General features: G+C 70.5%; 12 protein-coding genes and 1 pseudogene. 8 read left to right on the top strand and 5 right to left on the bottom strand.

Features of this window, described 5'->3' with window-relative positions; all coding sequences use genetic code 11:
- From ACFWPQ_RS42275 to ACFWPQ_RS42265, 3 genes and pseudogenes are all read left to right on the top strand, one after another.
- A pseudogene (locus tag ACFWPQ_RS42275) lies at positions 1 to 1,187 on the top strand (hypothetical protein); the annotation flags it as partial.
- Between the two features lie 40 nt (positions 1,188 to 1,227).
- On the top strand, positions 1,228 to 1,968 hold the full coding sequence (locus tag ACFWPQ_RS42270) for a response regulator transcription factor (protein WP_384047565.1): 741 nt from the start codon (positions 1,228 to 1,230) through the stop codon (positions 1,966 to 1,968).
- A complete protein-coding gene (locus ACFWPQ_RS42265; RefSeq protein WP_384047561.1) occupies positions 1,965 to 3,473 on the top strand; it encodes a sensor histidine kinase in 1,509 nt (502 codons plus the stop codon). The genes ACFWPQ_RS42270 and ACFWPQ_RS42265 overlap by 4 nt, the downstream gene beginning before the upstream one ends.
- A gap of 16 nt (positions 3,474 to 3,489) precedes the next feature.
- Here the strand turns inward: ACFWPQ_RS42265 and ACFWPQ_RS42260 are convergent, their stop codons facing one another.
- Positions 3,490 to 5,004: a carotenoid oxygenase family protein gene (locus tag ACFWPQ_RS42260; RefSeq protein WP_384047558.1), complete on the bottom strand. Its 1,515-nt coding sequence runs from the start codon at positions 5,002 to 5,004 to the stop codon at positions 3,490 to 3,492.
- 21 nt (positions 5,005 to 5,025) lie between these two features.
- The gene (locus ACFWPQ_RS42255) at positions 5,026 to 6,489 is read right to left on the bottom strand and encodes an aldehyde dehydrogenase family protein (protein WP_384047555.1); all 1,464 of its coding nucleotides are present in this window, start codon (positions 6,487 to 6,489) and stop codon (positions 5,026 to 5,028) included.
- 215 nt (positions 6,490 to 6,704) lie between these two features.
- Between ACFWPQ_RS42255 and ACFWPQ_RS42250 the strand changes: the two genes are divergently transcribed.
- From ACFWPQ_RS42250 to ACFWPQ_RS42235, 4 genes are read left to right on the top strand one after another with little or no spacing between them, the layout of a single operon-like run.
- Entirely contained in the window at positions 6,705 to 7,199 is a 495-nt protein-coding gene (locus ACFWPQ_RS42250; protein WP_384047552.1) for a VOC family protein, read from the top strand.
- Complete coding sequence (locus ACFWPQ_RS42245) at positions 7,196 to 8,860, top strand: bifunctional 3-(3-hydroxy-phenyl)propionate/3-hydroxycinnamic acid hydroxylase (RefSeq protein WP_384047549.1); 1,665 nt, start codon at positions 7,196 to 7,198, stop codon at positions 8,858 to 8,860. The genes ACFWPQ_RS42250 and ACFWPQ_RS42245 overlap by 4 nt, the downstream gene beginning before the upstream one ends.
- Positions 8,857 to 9,711: a fumarylacetoacetate hydrolase family protein gene (locus tag ACFWPQ_RS42240; RefSeq protein ID WP_384047546.1), complete on the top strand. Its 855-nt coding sequence runs from the start codon at positions 8,857 to 8,859 to the stop codon at positions 9,709 to 9,711. The genes ACFWPQ_RS42245 and ACFWPQ_RS42240 overlap by 4 nt, the downstream gene beginning before the upstream one ends.
- A 42-nt stretch (positions 9,712 to 9,753) precedes the next feature.
- A complete protein-coding gene (locus ACFWPQ_RS42235; RefSeq protein WP_384047543.1) occupies positions 9,754 to 10,542 on the top strand; it encodes an IclR family transcriptional regulator in 789 nt (262 codons plus the stop codon).
- A 155-nt stretch (positions 10,543 to 10,697) separates the two neighbouring features.
- Here ACFWPQ_RS42235 and ACFWPQ_RS42230 read toward each other — a convergent pair whose 3' ends face one another.
- The 3 genes from ACFWPQ_RS42230 to ACFWPQ_RS42220 form a co-directional block, all read right to left on the bottom strand.
- A complete protein-coding gene (locus ACFWPQ_RS42230; RefSeq protein WP_384047540.1) occupies positions 10,698 to 13,136 on the bottom strand; it encodes a SpoIIE family protein phosphatase in 2,439 nt (812 codons plus the stop codon).
- Positions 13,137 to 13,473: 337 nt separating this feature from the next.
- Entirely contained in the window at positions 13,474 to 13,626 is a 153-nt protein-coding gene (locus ACFWPQ_RS42225; protein ID WP_384047537.1) for a hypothetical protein, read from the bottom strand.
- A 207-nt stretch (positions 13,627 to 13,833) separates the two neighbouring features.
- Positions 13,834 to 16,239, bottom strand: coding sequence for a hypothetical protein (locus ACFWPQ_RS42220; protein WP_384047534.1), 2,406 nt, complete (start codon positions 16,237 to 16,239; stop codon positions 13,834 to 13,836).
- 406 nt (positions 16,240 to 16,645) lie between these two features.
- Between ACFWPQ_RS42220 and ACFWPQ_RS42215 the strand changes: the two genes are divergently transcribed.
- Positions 16,646 to 17,719, top strand: coding sequence for a LacI family DNA-binding transcriptional regulator (locus tag ACFWPQ_RS42215; protein WP_384047531.1), 1,074 nt, complete (start codon positions 16,646 to 16,648; stop codon positions 17,717 to 17,719).
- The last annotated feature ends 64 nt before the right edge of the window (positions 17,720 to 17,783 follow it).

The following is a 17,783-nucleotide window of genomic DNA, read 5'->3' as shown; positions in this document are numbered from 1 at the left end:
AGGGCATCTTCCACCCCTACTACACCACCCAACTCGCCCCGGCGATCGCCGCGTTGTGCGGTGGCGGCTTCGTCCTCCTGGCCCGGCTGCACCGCGGCGGGGTGCGCTGGGCGCCGATGGCGGCGGCCGTCGCCGTCGCCGCCACGGTGATCTGGTCCGCCGTGGTCATCCGCCGCAACCCCGACTGGCACGGCTGGCTGGCCTGGCCGGTGCTGCTCGCGGGCTGCGCCGCCGTCGTCCTCCTCTTCCTGATACGCCGTGGGGGACGGCTGGTGCCCGCCGCTGCCCTGGCCGCGGTCCTGGCCGTACTGCTGGCGCCGGGTGCGTGGGCCGTGAGCAAGACCGGTTCCTCGACCGAGGGCATGGGCGGCACCAACCCGACCGCCGGGCCCATGACCTCGATGTTCGGTGGCGGGGGCATGCCGGGCCGGGGCTCGGGCGGCGGAGCCGGACAACCGGGCGGGCAGTCCGGTATGCCTTCGGGGATGCCGACGGGCATGTCGGGCTTCCCCGGCGCGGGAAGCGGTTCCGGCCAGTCCGGCGGGTTCCCCTCCGGAGACATGCCGTCCGGGATGCCGACCAGCGGTACCTCCGGCGGCCAGGGCATGCCGTCCATCCCGGGCGGCGGCTCGGGGAGCCAGGGCATGCCCTCCTTCCCCGGTGGTGAGACGGGCGGGCAGGGAGAGACGCCGTCGTTCCCCGGCGGGTCGGCCGGCCGTTCCGGTGGTGGCGGTGGCGGTGGGTTCGGCGGATTCGGTGGCTCCACGAAGCTCACCAGCGAGCAGCGCAAGATCCTCGACTATGCGGTGAAGCACGCTCCCAAGGCCCGGATCAAGCTGGCCGTGGCGAGCAACGCCCAGGCCGCTGCCCCGTTCATATTGGACAGCGACGAGACGGTGATCGGCATGGGCGGATTCTCGGGCACGGACAACGCGCCGTCCGTGGACCAGCTGAAGAACTGGACCAAGACCGGCGAACTCCGCTACGTCCTCGGCACGGACTCGAAGGCCGGCGCCGGCGCCGGATTCCCCGGCATGGGCGGCGACGGCGTGGCGCAGCAGCGTTCGGAGTGGATCACGAAGAACTGCACCAAGGTCCCCGCCTCCGCGTACGGGGGCTCGTCGAAGACGAGCGGAGCCTCCGCGTTCGGCGGCGCCACCGTTCTCTACGACTGCGCTGCCGGCTGATCGGAGACACAGGCACTCGAGGAAACGGATCGACAGCACGATGACCCCGCCGTCCGCGACCGTTCGCCCCCGGTACCGGCTGCTCGTCGTGGAGGACGAGCCCAGCATCCGCACGCTGCTGGAGTCCACCCTCAAGCTCGCCGGAGGGTACGAGGTGAGCGGCGCGGACAGCGGGCGGTCCGCGCTGGTCGAGGTGGAGCGGGTGCGTCCGCACCTGATGCTCCTCGACGTGATGCTGCCGGACCTGGACGGCTTCGAGGTGACCCGCAGACTGCGGGCGGCGGGCAACGACGTACCCGTGCTGTTCCTGACCGCCCGCACCGGCGTCGACGACCGGATCAAGGGGCTGGCCGCGGGCGGCGACGACTATGTCGCGAAGCCCTTCAACATCGAGGAGGTCCTGCTCCGCATCGAGGCCATCCTGCGCCGCACCGCCGCCGAGCCGATCGAACCCATCGGGATACTGCGCTACGCCGACGTCGAGCTCGACGAACTCGCGCACGAGGTGCACCGCGGGGACCAGTACGTCGCCCTGTCCCCCACGGAGTTCCGGCTCCTGCGCTATCTGCTGGTCAACGCCGGCCAGGTGGTCAGCAAGACGCAGATCGTCCAGCACGTCTGGAGCTACGACTTCGCGGGGGACCAGCGGATCATCGAGACCTATGTGAAGTACCTGCGGCGCAAGATCGACCGATTCGACCCGCCGCTGATCCACACCGTCCGCGGCATCGGCTACTGCTTCCGGCTGCCGCGCGACCACCAGGAAGCCGCCGACTCATGATGGGCTGTCTGTCGACCGCGCTCAAGTCCCTCCGCGGTCGGCTCATCATCGGCGTCACCGTGCTGGCCACCGCCGCGGTGCTCGCGTCCCAGCTGGCCGGGTTCGTCGTGCTGCGCTCCTGGCTGCTGGATCGCGTCGACCAGCAGTTGAACGGCTTCCCGCTGCCCTCCAGCGCGTTTCTGGCGGGCTTGCGTGCCTCTGGCTCGAAGGGCGACGAGTCGAGCCCGCTGCCCTCGGACTTCCGGGTCTACCTGTACGACGCCCAAGGTCGGCGCATGGAGAAGTGGCTCGGTTCACGAGACCGCCCCGGACCGCGGCTGCCCGACACCGAGAGCGAGCTGCACATGCGTGAGGACAGCCCCAGGTCGGTGCCCGCCAGATCGGGGGACGGACACTGGAGGGTGGCCGTGCGGCACATCGACGACGGCTCGAAGATCGTGGTCGCCCTGCCGCTGGACACGGTCGACGGCGCCACGTCGAAGCTCCTGTGGCTGGACGTCGTGCTGCTGGCCGTCACGGTCGCCGCCCTGCTCGCCCTGAGCCGTTCCGTCGTACGGCTGGGACTGCTGCCGCTGACCCGGATGGAGCGCACGGCGGCCGAGATCACCGAGAACCGGCCCGACCTGCGGCTTCCGGACACGGATCCGCACACCGAGATCGGCCGGCTCGGGCGGGTGCTGAACTCGATGCTGGACCGGCTGCAGCGGGCGCTGGGGGAGCGGGAGGCCTCCGAGGCCCGGCTGCGCCGGTTCGTCGCCGACGCCGGCCATGAACTGCGCACCCCGCTCACCGCGATCCAGGGCTACGCCCAGCTCGCCCTGCGGCCCGAGCGCCGGCCGGCGCAGGAGGAGCGGGAGGCCCAGCGGCTGATCGTGCAGAACGCCGAGCGGATGAGCCTGCTCGTCGACGACCTGCAACTGCTCGCCACCCTCGACAAGGAACCGGCGTACCAGAAGGAGCAGATTGATCTGCTGTCGCTGGCGGCCGACGCCGTGAGCAGCGCCGCCGTGCACGGCAGCGGGCATCCGACCGGCCTCGGCCCGCTGTGCGACGACGGCGGGAACGGCGGGGAGCTGGACATCGTCCCGGCCGTCGGCGATCCGCACCGGCTGCGGCAGATCGTGGAGAACCTGCTGTCCAACGCCCGTACCCACACCCCGCCGAACACCCCCGTGCACGTGCGGGTCGGCGTCACCACGGCCGGCTTCCGGGCCGGCGGCACCAACCGCCCGGGACGCTACTCGGCCACCGCTCCGCTGCCCCCGGGAGTGACGGTGGCCGTCCTGGAGGTCGCCGACGAGGGCCCCGGCCTCGCCGCGCACGACGCCGAGCACGTCTTCGAACGCTTCTACCGCGCCGACCCGTCCCGCTCCCGCGCCCACGGGGGCAGCGGTCTCGGCCTGGCCATCGCCGCGACCATCGCCGAGGGCCACGGCGGTCGCCTCGAACTCGACACGGCACCCGGCCGGGGCTGCACGTTCCGCCTTGTCCTGCCGACGGACTGAGCCCCGGCGGTGCGACTCAGCCGGCGTTGCCGGGCTGCCCGGCAACAGCGGCCTCCAGCACGGCCTGGTCGGCCCAGCTGCCGTGGAAGCCCAGCGGAACGCGGCTGGGCAGCTCCACCCGCGCGAGGGGCGTGCGGCGCAGGTCCGCCGCGTCGTGGACGAGGAGCTCGGACAGCCCGGTGGCCCGGTTCCACCAAAGGGAGAGCAGATAGCCGTCGTCCTCGCCCCGCGCGTTCTCCCGGGCGACGAAAACGGGCTCGCAGGGACTCGTCAGCTCGTCCGGGCCCTCGACCACGGTGGTGGCGTCCCGTGCGTAGTCGTGCCGGGCGAGTCCGTCGCTCATCGTGTCCGCGGCGAGCGCCCGGGTGGTGGCGAAGTAGCCGTAGCGGTGGCGCAGCCCAGTGTAGGCGTCGTTGATCTTCGGGAACTCTCCCGCGACGCCGCCGATCCGTTGCTCCGAGACCTTGCCGGAGGCCAGGTCGACCTGCCAGCGGTGCGGGAACGCGGGCGGGAACCACTCGTGCGAGCCGACCGGCGTGTGCAGCCGCGAGGTCGGGGTGCCGAGCCGGTCGATCCGGTGCCCGTCCACCACCACGGTGCCCTCGTGCTCGTAGGCGTTGTAGAAGTGCGTGTTGGCCCACACCCCGCCGGCCTCGTGCCAGGTCACCTGGTGTGTCGTGCGGTTCATGAGGACGATCTGCACACCGTGCGGCAGGGCTTGTTCGTCCCAGACGACGCCCGGCAGACCCTGCTTGATCAGGTCGAGCCGGAACAGCGCGGGGGTGACGAAGAAGACGGCGTGGTTCTCGGTGACCGCGAAGTCGTGCATCAGGACCGGTACACCGATGTCGAAGGAGTGCGAGTCGACGATCGCGCCCGACTTCACGTCGGCGCGGTACCAGGTGATGGTCGGTCCGGTAGCGGCGAAGAAGAGCATGTCCCCGCTGACCGGGTCGATCTTGTAGTGAGCGGTGCACACCACGTCGACACCGCCGTGGAAGTCGTATGTCCCCTGCGTCTCCAGCGTCTCGGGGTGCAGGGCCTGCGGCAGACCGCCCTCGTAGTAGACGAGCAGGTGGTCGTCGAAGATTCCGACGTTGGTGTTGGCGACGTTCTTGGCGGGCGGGGCGCCGGCCGGCAGGCGGCCGGGGGTGCCGCCGTTGGCGAAGCCGCTGTAGACGGCCTCGCCCGCCTCCACCTCGAAGCGGTAGGAGTCGGTGGCCACCCAGCGGGTGCGGTAGGCGGCACGCCCGTCGCGCAGGTAGATCCCGCAGACCAGGCCGTCACCCTCCCACCAGTGGTACCGGTCGGTGTTGCGAGGGGCGAAACGCGGGTTCGACGTGACGCGGAAGAGCGCGCCGTTGAGGTCGGCCGGCAGCTCGCCGGTCACCTTGAGGTCGTACGCCTCGTTCTCCTCCGTCCAAGGGGCGAAGGGGCCGTTGAGGAACTTGTTGTCCGTGGGCCAGGCCGCGTTCGGGCCGGGGGAACCGTCGGCGGTCCGGGCGACGACTTTCATGGGCTGTGCGGGCATGGGTATCTCCTCGGCGCGCGGTCAGAAGGGGTACTGGGGCAGTTCGCCGCGGACGGTGACCCACTGCTGTTCGGTGAACGCCTCCAGGTTGGCCGCGGTTCCGCCGTGCCGGGAGCCGTTACCCGAGTCACCGATGCCGCCGAAGGGGATGGTGGCCTCGTCGTTGACCGTCTGGTCGTTGATGTGGACCAGCCCGCTGGGCACCCGGTCGGCCAGCGCGAGTCCCTTCGCCACGTCGCGGGTCAGGATGCCGAGGGAGAGCCCGTACTCGGTTCCGGCGGCCAGCCGCGCGGCCTCGTCGAGGTCGTGGAACGGCACCACGGGCGCCACCGGTCCGAAGATCTCCTCCTGGTAGGCGGCAGCCGACAGCGGTACGTCGGTGAGCACGGTGGGGCGGTAGAACAGCTCCTCGTACCGTCCGCCCGCCGCCACCCGCGCACCCGCCTCGGCGCTCGCGGTGACGATGCGGTGCACGTTGTCGCGCTGACCGGCGTCGATGAGCGGACCGACCGCCACGTTCTCGCCGGCCGGGTCGCCGACCGGGAGCGCCTCGGCGTGCTCGGCGAGCAGGGCCGCGTAGTCCGCGGCGATGGAGGCGTGCACCAGATGGCGGCTGCTGGCCATGCAGATCTGGCCGGCGTGCACGAAGGAGCCGTAGGAACCTACGGAGACGGCCTTCTCCAGGTCCACGTCGTCCAGCACCACGAGCGCGGAGTTCCCGCCGAGTTCCAGATGGACGCGCTTGAGGCGCTGCGCCGCCGCGGTGGCGATGGCGCGGCCCGCACGGGTGGAACCGGTGAACGCGATCACGGGGATCCCCGGGTGCTCGACGAGGGCCGCGCCCACGTCCGCGCCGCCCGGCAGGACGTGCAGCAGACCGGCGGGCAGCCCCGCCTCCTCGAAGATCCTCGCGAACACGACACCGCCGCAGATCGCGGTGCGCGGATCCGGCTTGAGGATGACGGCGTTGCCCAGCGCCAGCGCGGGCGCGACCGCCCGGATCGCGAGGATGACGGGTGCGTTGAACGGGGCGATCACGCCCACCACACCGACCGGCATCCTGCGTGCGAAGGAAAGCCGCTCCTGACCGGAGCGCAGCAGCTCGCCGTAGGGAGCAGCCGCCAGCGCCGCGGCCTCGTAGCACTCCTCGGCGCCGCCGCCGAGTGTCTGGAAGGAGGCGAACGGGCGGATCGCTCCCGACTCGCGCATCACCCAGGTCTCGATCTCCTGGCTGTGCTCCTCGAAGAGCCGCGCCGCCCGGCGCAGCACGGCCGCCCGCTCGGAGTACGGCAGCGCGGCCCACTCCCGCTGGGCCTGACCGGCTCGCTCGACGGCCTTGTCCAGGTCGGCGGGGGTGGCCGCCCCGACCGTGCCGAGTGTCTCACCGGTGGCCGGCTCGATCGCCGGATAGTCCTCACCCGCTCCGTGAACCCACTCGCCGGTGAAGACCCGGCCCTCCCAGGTGCGGCTGTCGAGAAGTGTCATGACCATCCGTCTCCGTGTCCTCTTTAGTCGGGCATCTGTCCCGTTAAATGGGACACTCTCCTGTCATGGCGGCCGGCGTCAAGGGTTCCGATTCAAGTTCCTCGCCATGTCTGCGCGCCGACCGTTCGGCACGTCGTGACGCCGTTGACGGGGTGACCTTCGCCTGCCTATTGTCCTGATTATTAGATCAGTGATCCTGAAAAGAGGGACAACGGATGGCCATTACTGGACTCGGACACACGGGCTTCTGGGTGGACGACCTGGAGACGATGCGGGACTTCTACACCCGCGTCATGGGGCTGACCGTGACCGACGAGGACGAGGAACTCGGCATCGTCTTCCTCTCGGCGCAACCCGACGAGGAGCACCACGAGTTCGTCCTCCAGCGGGGCCGGACCGCGCCGCCCGGGTCCAAGCTGACACACCAGGTCTCCTGGCGGGTGGACTCACTGGAGTCGATCATCGAGTTCCACCACCGGTTCCGCGCCGAGGGCATCGAGGTCCAGCAGGAGGTCACGCACGGCAACGCGATCGGCATCTACTTCTTCGACCCCGAGGGCAACCGCAACGAGGTCTACCTGCGGGTCGAGCGCGACGTCCGCCAGCCGTTCCGCAAGAGCATCGACCTGGACCAGGAGCCCGCCCGGGTGTTCGAGGAGGCGGAGCGCCTCCTCCACGACGGCGGCCCCGCCTACCAGCCGGTCCAGTGACGGCCACCTCGCCCGGGCACCCGGGCCCGCCACCCCAGGTCCTCGTCGTCGGCGCGGGCCCCACCGGGCTCACCGCGGCCCATCTCCTCGGCTCCGCCGGGGTCCGGGTGCTGCTTGTCGAACGGAACGCGGGCACCAGCGACGACGCCAAGGCGATCAGCCTGGACGACGAATCCCTTCGCATCCTGCAGTGCGCCGGCGTCGACGAGGCGATCTACCCGCTGATCGTCCCCGGCACCGGCACCAAGTACTTCGGTGTCGACGGCCGACCCCTCGTGCACGCCCGGGGCCCCGGCGACCGGCGCCACGGACACCCCTTCAAGAACCCCTTCGCCCAGCCCGACCTGGAACGCGTGCTCCTGGCCGAACTACGGCGCCTGCCCACCGTCGAGGCCAGCTTCGGTACTCGCCTGTACTCCCTGGAACGGTTCGACGACCGGGTGCGGGCCTGGCTCGGGCCCGCCGACGGCGAGGCAGCCGCCGTCTCCGTCGACGTGCCCTACGTCCTGGGCTGCGACGGCGGCCGCAGCACCGTCCGGGAACTGCTCGGTGTCCCCATGCAGGGCCGCAGTTTCCCGGACGTCTGGCTGGTCGCCGACACCCTCGACGACCCGCACGACCAGCGTTACGGCATGCACCACGGCGACCCGCGCCGGCCGGTCGTCATCGTCGCGGGCCGCGACGGGCGCTGCCGCTACGAGTTCCGGCTGCGGCCGGGCGAGTGCGCGCCCGGCGCCGCGCCGCCCTTCGAGCTGGTCCGCGAACTGCTGCGCCCGTACCGGGAGATCACACCCGCGCAGGTGGAACGAGCGGTCGCCTACACCTTCCACGCCCTGCTCGCCGACCGGCTGCGCGAGGGGCGCTGCTTCCTGCTCGGCGACGCCGCCCACATGATGCCGCCCTTCGCCGGCCAGGGACTCAACTCCGGCCTGCGGGACGCGGTCAACCTCTCCTGGAAGCTCGCCGAGGTACTCGCGGGCCGGGCCGGTGACGCGCTGCTGGACACCTATGACACGGAACGAAGACCGCACGCCCGGGCCGTTATCGATCTGTCCGTACGGCTCGGTGACATCGTGATGACCACCAGCATGGCCCGCGCCCGCGTACGGGACCTCCTCGTCCGTGCGGCCGTGCGTACGCCCTGGGGCCGCCGCTATCTCCGCGAGATGCGCTACCGGCCCGTCGCGCGCGTCCGTACCGGTGCCGTGGTCCGGCTCGACGGCAGCGCCGATCCGTTGGTCGGCACCCCGTTGCCCCAGCCGCACGTCCTGTACGGTGCGGCACTCCGGGTCGCCCGGCTCGACGATGTTCTCGGCTCCGGCTGGAGCCTGCTCGGGGTGGGTATCGACGACACCGGCTGGGCGGCCGTCGAAGGTGCGGAGCTGCCCCCGGGGCGGCACGTGGACCTGGTCCTCGACGACCGCACCCCCAGGGAGCATCCCGGTCGCGAAGGGATCGCCGACTCCGACGGGCGCGCCGAGGCGCTGTTCTCCCGGCTCGCCGGCCGGTTCGTCCTGGTGCGGCCCGACCGGCTGGTGGCCGCGGTCTTCACGCCCGAAGAGACCGGCCGCGTGGCCCAGCACCTGGACCGCTTCGCACCTCCCCGTGATCCGGCCACCACGGCCAGGATCCCCTCGATCATCTCTGGAGCAGCTTCATGAAACTCGTCACCGTCCGCCTGACCGGCTCGGGCCTCGCCCCGGCACGCACCGTCGCCGCCCGTGTGCAGGGGGACGAGCTGGTCCTGCTGCCCCACGCGGACGTCGGCACCCTGCTCGCGAGCGGCGAGGACTGGCTCGACCGCGCGGCGGCGGCCGACGGCGAACGCCTGCCGTTGGAGGGCGCGCCGCTCGCCCCCGTCGTCCCGCACCCCAACAAGATCGTGTGCCTCGGCCTCAACTACGCCACGCACATCAAGGAGATGGGCCGCCCGACTCCGACCCATCCCACACTCTTCGCCAAGTACGACGGCGCGCTGGTGGGCGCTTTCGACGACGTCCACATGCCCGCGGTGAGCGACGACCTCGACTGGGAGGCCGAACTCGGCGTCGTGATCGGTCGTCCCGCCCGACATGTGACCCGGGATGAGGCTCTCGCGCACGTGGCCGGCTACACGGTCGTCAACGACGTGACCGTACGGGACTGGCAGCACCGCACCCGGGAGTTCCTCTCCGGCAAGACGTTCGAGGCGACCACCCCCGTGGGGCCGTACCTGGTCACCTCCGACGAACTTCCGCCCGGCGCCTCGGGGCTGACGATCGGCTGCAGCGTCGAAGGGCACACCGTGCAGAAGTCCAACACGGCCGACCTGCTCTTCGACGTCGCCGCGACCGTTTCCTACATCAGTACGATCATCACGCTGCGGCCCGGTGACCTGATCGCCACCGGCACCCCGGGCGGGGTCGGGGCGGGACGCACCCCCAAGGTCTTCCTCCGTCCCGGCCAGGAGCTCGTGACCTTTGTCGAGGGCATCGGTGAACTGCGCAACACGGTGGTCAAGGACCGGCTGTGATCCGGACGCGTGGGTCCGCCCCGACACGCTAAGGTGTCTCGCATGTCAGGAACCGCGTCCCCCAGCTACCGTGAGCGCAACTCGACGGCCGACCGTGCCCTGGACATCCTGATGATGTTCTCCGACACCCAGCTCGTCATCTCCGGCAGCGCGGTCGCCGAGCGTCTGGGCGTCGCCCGCTCGACCGCCTACCGCTATCTGCAGTCGCTGGTGAGCAGCAGGTTCCTGGAGGAGGCACCGGGCGGCGGTTTCCGGCTCGGGCTGCGCGTCCTGGAGATCGGCCGGCTGGCGCGGCGCAGCTACGGGCTGTCCGAGATCGCCCTGCCGGCGATGACGGAACTGGCCGCCGATGTCCACGAGACAGTCCTGCTCACCCGGCGCACCGGCGAACTCGTCGTGTGCGTCGACCGTGCCGAGGCGAGCGAGCGCGCGGTGCGCATCTCCTACGAGCGGGGCACCACGCTCCCGCTCAACGCCGGCGCCTCGGCACTGGTCCTCCTGGCCTGGACGCCCGAGGACGAGGCACGCCGACTGCTGGAGGCGGCGGATCTGGAGCGTTTCACGCCCGCCACCCTCACGGACGTGAACACATTGATGGACCGACTCACCCACATCCGCCGCGCCGGGTACTCGGTCACACGCGGCGAGCTCGACGCCGACGTGACCGGTGTCGCCGCACCGATCCGCGACGACAAGCAGCGGGTGGTGGCCGCGGTGAGCATCGCCGCGCTCGCCTCCCGGGTCTTTCCGGAGGCGGAATCGGAACTGGCCCGCAAGGTGCTGGCGACGGCGCAGCAGATCAGCGACCGCCTGATCACTGTCGGGGGCTGAAGGAACCGCAGAGGGGCGCCGTGCGGTGAAAGGCGACACGTAGTCCGGACGCGTGCGAGGCAGGGCCAGTACGGGCGCATGAGCCCCTGCCGGGCATACGCGGCGGTACGGCGCGAAGATTGCCGTCCGTTCCCCGGCTCCATCGGGAACGCCGATCACGTCGGCACCGGGATCTCCGCCCAGATGGTTTTGCCGGTCGCGGTCTGACGGCTCCCCCAGCGCTGGGTGAGCTGCGCGACGATGAACAGTCCTCGGCCGCCTTCGTCGAAGGCCCGAGCACGTCTCAGGTGCGGCGCGGTGCTGCTGGCGTCACTTACTTCACAGATGAGTTCGGTACCACGGATCAACCGGAGCTGGACGGGTTCCCGGCCGTACCGGATGGCGTTGGTGACCAGTTCGCTGACGACCAGTTCCGCCACGTACTCCAACTCCAGCAGACCCCATGCCGCGAGTGTGCCGGCTACCCACTTGCGTGTCAGGGCCACGGCGGCCGGCTCGGTACCCGGCTCGTACGTGGCCACGCGGTCGCCGCCCAAGGCCTTGGTGCGGGCGAGCAGCAGCGCCGCGTCATCGGTTCGGCGGTCGGGCAGCAGCCGACTGAGCAGCGTCTCGCAGGCTGTCTGCAAAGGGAGTCGGCGCTCGCCGAGAACCTCGCGGAACACATCGAGTCCGGCCTCGAGGTCGCCGTCCACACCCTCCAGCAGGCCATCGGTGTAGAAGACGAGTGTGCTTCCCTCTGGTAGATCGAACTCGGCCACCTCGAACGGCAGTCCACCCAGTCCCAATGGTGGTCCGGACGGAGCGTTCAGAAGCTCGGCGGTGCCGTCAGCCCTTACCAGCACCGGAAACGGATGGCCGGCCCTGGCCATCGAGCAACGGCGTGACACCGGGTCGTACACCGCGTAGACACAGGTGGCGCCGACTTCGGCGAGTTCAGGTCCGGAGGTGAGGGCTCCCTGTTCCGCCTCCCGCCGGTCCATGCGCAGGACGAGGTCGTCGAGCTGGGTCAGCAACTCGTCCGGGAGCAGGTCGACTTCGGCGAGCGTGCGGACTGCCGTACACAGCCGGCCCATGGTCGCGGATGCCTCGATGCCGTGCCCGACGACGTCACCCACGACGAGGCCCACTCTCCCCCCGGAGAGAGGGATGACGTCGAACCAGTCCCCACCTGTCCCGATCTCCGGCTCGGCGGGCAGATAGCGGGAGGCGACGTCGACGGTCATGTCGGCCTCGCGGGGTGCGTGCTCCGGCAGCAGGGCACGTTGCAGGGCCAGGGAGGTGGCCCGCTCGCGCGTGTAGCGGCGTGCGTTGTCGATGCAGACGGCCGCCCTGCTGGTCAGCTCCCCGGCGAGCAGGAGATCCTCCTCGTCGAAGGGCTCCGGGGTGCGATGACGGCACAGCACGGCCGTTCCCAGAATCAGCCCCCGGGCCCGCAGCGGCACCACGAGGGTCGAGTGGATTCCGTGCGCCCGCATCGCCTCGGCACGCTCGGGGCGGCCCGCGCCCCACTCCTCCAGGGACGCGGCGTCCGTCCGGACCAGCAGTGGCCTCCCCGCGGACAGCGCCCGTCCGTGCGGTGACCGACCGGCGTAACTGTGCATGTCACCGAGTGCCACCACGGATTCCGGGCAGCCCGGGAGCACCGAGCTCTGCGCGACCCGGCGGAAACGCAGGGACTCACCCCGTTGGGCGCCGCGCACCTCGTCACCGCTCAGCACCCGGTCGAGGAGGTCCACGACGGCGAAGTCGGCGAGGTGCGCTGTGACCACCTCGGCGAGTTCCTGTGCGGTACGGGTCAGGTCGAGCGTGGAACCGATCCGTTCGCTCCCCTCTGCGAGCACGTCCAGCCGTCGACGCGCCTGGAACTGCCCGGTCACGTCGACGGCTGCCAGCGAGACACCCTCGATCCGGCCTTCCGGGTCCCGGACCGGGTACAGCGCTGTCAGCCATGTGTGTATCCCTTGCTCGCCGGGCACCTGGCCCTGTGCTTCGAGCCTCACCGTCTCGCCGGTACGCAGCACATGCTCGGCCGCCGCGCCGATACCTTCGGGGTCCGGCGGGAACCGCCCGGTCGGCTGCCGGACGGGCAACCCGAGCCGCTTCGGCGCGAACCAGCCGAGCACCCCCGTCGTGGCCGCGTTCACGGCCACGCGCATCCCGGCACGGTCGAAGAGCGCCATGGGCAGGGGCAGCTGTTCCAGGGCACGCTTCCGCAGGACGGCTGATGCGGGAGAACCGGCCGCGGTCCGCGCGGAGGACGGCTCCGACTCGACTCCGACGATCCAGAGGGCACTGCCTGTACGGTCCCGTAGCGGCCGCAGCTGCAGCAGGACCCTTACGGGATCACCGTCGACGCGCCGTAGGGCGGCCGTTCCTCGCCACGGCTCCCGCGCCGACCAGGACCGACTCAGGGAATCGGGCACCGGCTCGGCGAAGAGCTCCCAGAGATCGCGGCCCAGTCTGTGGTGCGGCTCGAAGCCAAGCGGATCACAGGCCCCGGACGCCCACGCGGCCGTCTCTCCCGAAGCCGTCACCACGCCGAGGGCCCCGCCGTCCACCGACATCGGCATGCTGGAACCGACATCCGCGAACATGGACACCGGATTGTCTTTCATAGTGGTTCACAGCCAGGGGCGCACCTTTCCCTCACCACCGCTTTCATGCGGTGGACCAGGGACTTCTACAGCGTGCGCCGCATCCGGCACCCGTGCAAACCGGTACGGGGAGGCTCCACCGCCGTACGTCGATTCCCGTGACGTGTCATGAGGATCCGGGGCGGTGCCTGTCCTCGCCCGTTCACGCCCGCATGGAGTCGGATCAGGTCGGGCACCCCGGTTTCTTCCGCGCTTGTGCGCCTGTCCGCTCGGACACGGACGGACAGGCGCACAAGCGGACGGACGGTGACTGTTGTCCGCCACTGTTGATCTTCGATCAGCCGGCCGATGCGCCGGGCGGGCCGGCGTGGCCGGAGTCGATGAGCCGCCGCAGCCGGAAGGGCCACCGGAAGAAGCCGAGGCCGACACCCACGACCACGGTCAGGACGGTCTGCTGGTTCTCCCGGGGGACGGTGAGAACGACGATCACGGCCGTGCACCAGACGAGGCCGACCGCGAGGGTGGGCCACAGCCCGCGGCCGAGACCGAAGACACTGTCGGGAGCCGCGGGGATGCGGCCCCTGCGGTGAGCGATCGCGGTGGCGATCAGAGTGATGGACCGGCACCCCCGGTTCCCGGTCGGACCGCGGAGCGGTCGCCGGGTACGCGGGGGCCGGCGGCGGGCCTGGCGGGGACGTCAGGCAGAGGTGGACATGTAGAGGACCGCGGCGCTCAGGGGCGCGACGCTCACGGTCGCACCCGCGGAGTACCAGTTGCCGGTCACCATGTCGGTCCCGGCGTCCGCGGCGGTGAAGGTGTAGGTCGTGGACGACGAGGCGTTGAGACCGTACTGGTAGCCGCCGTACTGGCCGGTGTAGAACAGGCCGCGCCCGGAGAAGGGGGACTCGGTGCCGGAGGCGGGCTGGGTGACGCCGGAGGGCGCGGCGGCGACCGGCAGTACGTCCCCGGCGAACCCCTGGGTCGTGCTGGCCGCTCCGGACGGCGGTGCGTAACCGCCGCCGCTGTAGGCCCAGTTGATCCAGTTGGGAATCGTGTAGGTGAGACCGGAGGAGGAGTACGTCGTGAACTGGCGGATCGTCGCGGACCGGTCGACGGCCGGAGTGACCAGATGCACTCTGGCCAGGTTGTTGATCCCGTACCGGGCCCGCCAGTAGGCCTCGATGTAGAGCCGGTCGGGGTCGCGCTTCAGCACGATGACGCCGTTCTCCGGGTCGAACCAGACGAAGTCGGACTGGCCGTCCGTCATCGGAAGACGGGCGCTGCTGGACGTGTAGCCGCTGAAAGTGTCGTAGTCAGCGTGCGCGCTGACGAGGTTGCAGGTCACGCGGGTGCTGCTGTAGGTCACCAGATCGTCGAGGATGGCGCCGTACTGACCGTCGCCGATCATTTGCTGGGCGTAGCCGTTGAGCGTGGAGTCGTTGAAGACGGTCACCGCCTGGAGGGGATGGCCGTCCCAGTTGTACCTGCCGCGCTGGTCGTACTCGATGCGCCCCGGGTACTCGTAGTCGCGCCAGCCGATCTGCGTCGCCAGGCGCATGGTCTTGTAGCCGTCGGCGTCCGTGCCGGGATAGGTGAAGTTGGCGCGCGTCTTGAGGAACTTCAGGCACTGCGCGCGCAGCGTAGAGTCGCTGACCCCGCCCTGGGTGGTGACGGCCTGGTAGATCCGGGCCACGAGGTCGTTCCAGCCGCCGTAGAGGCCGACGTAGCCCAGTTCCTTGGTCAGGCCCTTGGGCGTGATCTGGTAGTAGTTCCCGCCGAGGGGCTTGGAGGGGGTGCCGGAGGAGTCCTCCGGGCCGAGCCAGGGGGAGAGGCCCATCGCCTGGTACAGGTAGGCGCGGGCGTCGCTCTCGGCGAGGGCGGAGCCGGAGTTGATGAGGGTCAGGCCTCGGTTGCACTCGTAGATGCCGAGCGCGCACATCGCCATCTGGTTGCTGTACTGCGGCAGGTGCTGGCGCCAGTAGTCGCGGCTGTCCACGAGCATCTTGGTGTAGGCGGTGCGGCGGGTGGTGCCGGACGCCCCGGTGACACCCTGGTCGAGGCGGGTGCCGAGACCGCCGCGGATCAGCACCAGGGCCCAGCCGACCTTTCCGAAGCCCTCCCACTGCTGGCTGCTCGACGTCATGACCGTGGAGTCCGACAGGTAGGAGACGTACAGGGCGTCGAGCGCGGCGAGGATCTGGGTGACCGCGGTGGTGTTCTGGTAGGCCGGCGTGTACGAGGACCGGTAGCCCTGCGCGAGGGCCAGTACCTGCCAGAGATCGAACGACGAGGCGGTGCCGGACAGATACGAGTTGATGTCGCTGTTGATCCTGCTGTCCAGGTCGGACAGCACGGAACTCGTCGTGGGGGAGGTGCGGGTGGAGACGGCCGGCGCGGAACCCTGGACGTCGTCCGAGGCGAGGGAGAAGTACGGCTTGGTGTGCGTGTACACCCGGTACACGGCCCGGGAGTCGACGCTCAGGTTCTGGTACCAGCCGTCGGCACCGGCGTAGGTGGCCATCGGGCCCATCGACTCGATGCCCAGGGTGATGGTGCTCTTCCCACTGGTCAGCGAGGTCGGCAGGGGGATCGTGTGGTAGTAGAAGCGGCCCGGTGTGCGGGCGTCGTCGGCGGCGACGTCGAGCGGGTCGACGTCGCCGAGGAAGTACCAGCCGACCTGTTCGCCGCCCGCGAGCAGCATCAGGATGCCCTGGTTCGCGCCCTTCTCGCCGCCCCACATCTTGACGGTGACGTACGTCGTCACGCCGGCGTCGCACTTCATGGTGAAGGAGGCGGTGCCACCCCAGGTGCTGACGGTGCTCGTCGGGTTGAACCGGCGCGCGCTCTGGCTGAGTGCGCCGGTGAGGGAGGTGGAGCGCGTGCTGGACAGGGAGTGGGCGGACTCCGAACTGCTGTTGCCCATGATCAGGGTGTCCAGCGGTCCCGCGGCGGCGGCCTGCGCCGGGTCGGGCAGGGCGGCGGCGTCCCAGATCCAGCCGCTCGCCGTCATCCCGGCGAGGGCGGCGGCGGACCTGAGAAGGTTGCGGCGGGTGACTCCGGGGGAGTGGGGGGTGTCGGCTCGGGCGGGTGTGCGGTCGTTCATGGTGCGGCTCCGTTGTCGCATGGGAAATCAGCGACGGAAGCGTAGGAAGCGCTTGCTCCACTTGCCTACGGACGGAACCGGATAGGAAAGTTTTCATACCTCGACGGTGAACAAGGCGGGCTTCCGTGACTCGGAGGACCGCGCGCCGTCGTCCGCTCTCGCGGCACTCTCGCTCCCCGGCCGCTCGCCGGGTGACCGAACTCGGGCGCACGCCGGCGGCGCCGTTGCCACGGCGTAGTGCAAAAGCTCTCAACCGGCACTGCTTCCGCGTGACGGTGGTGCCCCACGCCCTTCCCGCCGTTGCGGGGACCCCATCGCCTGGCTCCGACCGCGCATGTCGGATACCTTGCGCGGATGGGCCCGCGAGGGGCTCCGGCAGCGTTGCCACGGACAGGAGGACTGCACGATGACCAGGCGGGTCGCCGAGGGGGCGGACGAGGCGAGCAAGCGGGTCACCGTCAAGGACGTGGCGGCGAGAGCGGGAGTGTCCACCGCCACTGTCTCCCGCGTGCTCGCGGGGAACTACCCCGTCGCCGCGAGCACCCGAATGCGTGTCCAGAGGGCCGCCCAGGAGCTGGACTACGTGCTGAACGCCAGTGCCCGAGGTCTGCGCAGCACCAACAGCAACACCGTGGCCTTCGTCGTTGCCGACGTGAAAGGCCCCTTCTTCGCCCATATCGCGGACGGCGTCGAACAGCAGGCCGCGGAAGAAGGGCGTCTGTGCCTGGTGTGCACCACGCACAACGACCCGGCGCGAGAGGTCGCCGTCATCAATGTGCTCAGGGAGCAGCGGGTGGAGGCGCTGATCCTGGTCGGCGGTACGGTGCAGACCCCCGAATACGTCACGCGCATGGCCAGGCTCGCCCGCTCGCTCGACGCCGAGGGCTCCCGCCTTGTCCTGTGCGGACGGCCTTCGCTGGGGGAGGACGTGCCCGAGACGGTCGTCGAGTACGACAACGAGGGCGGTGCCTTCGCGATGACCAGCTACCTGCTCTCGCTCGGACACGAACGGATCGTGCTGCTCGGTGTGGAGAACCAGTCCACCGCCGCCGCGCGGGTGGCGGGGTACCGGCGGGCGCTGGAGTCCCGGGGCATCCCCTTCGACCCCGAGCTTGTGGTGAGCGGCGTGCACACCAGGGAGTCCGGCTATCAGGGGACGCGTGAACTCCTGTCCAGAGGCACCGCTTTCACCGCGGTCTTCGCGGTCACCGACATCATCGCCGCCGGCGCGCTCAAGGCGTTGCGCGAAGCGCGGGTGCGCGTCCCGGAGGACGTCTCGGTCGTCGGGTACGACGACATCCCGCTCAGCCTCGACCTCACCCCCGAGCTGACGACCGTCCATGTTCCGCACGAGGAGCTGGGCCGTGCCGCGGTACGTCTGGCCCTCCACCGGGACCGGTACCCGGAGCAGCGGGTGAAGATGGGTGTCCATGTCGTCGTGCGGGGCTCTTCCGGACCCGTGGGCACCTGGCGGCCCTGACCGGAGCGGCCGCTGCGGTCCTTGGGTAGTCCTCACGCAGAGAACGATTTCTTGATGCTGGGCC

The sequence above is a fragment of the Streptomyces sp. NPDC058464 genome, from assembly GCF_042721035.1.
In the GTDB taxonomy this organism is placed as follows: domain Bacteria; phylum Actinomycetota; class Actinomycetes; order Streptomycetales; family Streptomycetaceae; genus Streptomyces.
The sequence above is the reverse complement of the archived record's forward strand: the minus strand, read 5'-3'. Positions and strand labels throughout refer to the sequence as shown.

What these genes read in the sequence shown, in the direction of transcription:
- ACFWPQ_RS42270 (WP_384047565.1), top strand. Translation starts at nt 1,228, where the DNA reads ATGACCCCGCCGTCCGCGACCGTTCGCCCCCGGTACCGGCTGCTCGTC.
- ACFWPQ_RS42265 (WP_384047561.1), top strand. Translation starts at nt 1,965, where the DNA reads ATGATGGGCTGTCTGTCGACCGCGCTCAAGTCCCTCCGCGGTCGGCTC.
- ACFWPQ_RS42260 (WP_384047558.1), bottom strand. Translation starts at nt 5,004, where the DNA reads ATGCCCGCACAGCCCATGAAAGTCGTCGCCCGGACCGCCGACGGTTCC.
- ACFWPQ_RS42255 (WP_384047555.1), bottom strand. Translation starts at nt 6,489, where the DNA reads ATGACACTTCTCGACAGCCGCACCTGGGAGGGCCGGGTCTTCACCGGC.
- ACFWPQ_RS42250 (WP_384047552.1), top strand. Translation starts at nt 6,705, where the DNA reads ATGGCCATTACTGGACTCGGACACACGGGCTTCTGGGTGGACGACCTG.
- ACFWPQ_RS42240 (WP_384047546.1), top strand. Translation starts at nt 8,857, where the DNA reads ATGAAACTCGTCACCGTCCGCCTGACCGGCTCGGGCCTCGCCCCGGCA.
- ACFWPQ_RS42235 (WP_384047543.1), top strand. Translation starts at nt 9,754, where the DNA reads ATGTCAGGAACCGCGTCCCCCAGCTACCGTGAGCGCAACTCGACGGCC.
- ACFWPQ_RS42230 (WP_384047540.1), bottom strand. Translation starts at nt 13,136, where the DNA reads ATGTTCGCGGATGTCGGTTCCAGCATGCCGATGTCGGTGGACGGCGGG.
- ACFWPQ_RS42220 (WP_384047534.1), bottom strand. Translation starts at nt 16,239, where the DNA reads ATGAACGACCGCACACCCGCCCGAGCCGACACCCCCCACTCCCCCGGA.
- ACFWPQ_RS42215 (WP_384047531.1), top strand. Translation starts at nt 16,646, where the DNA reads ATGACCAGGCGGGTCGCCGAGGGGGCGGACGAGGCGAGCAAGCGGGTC.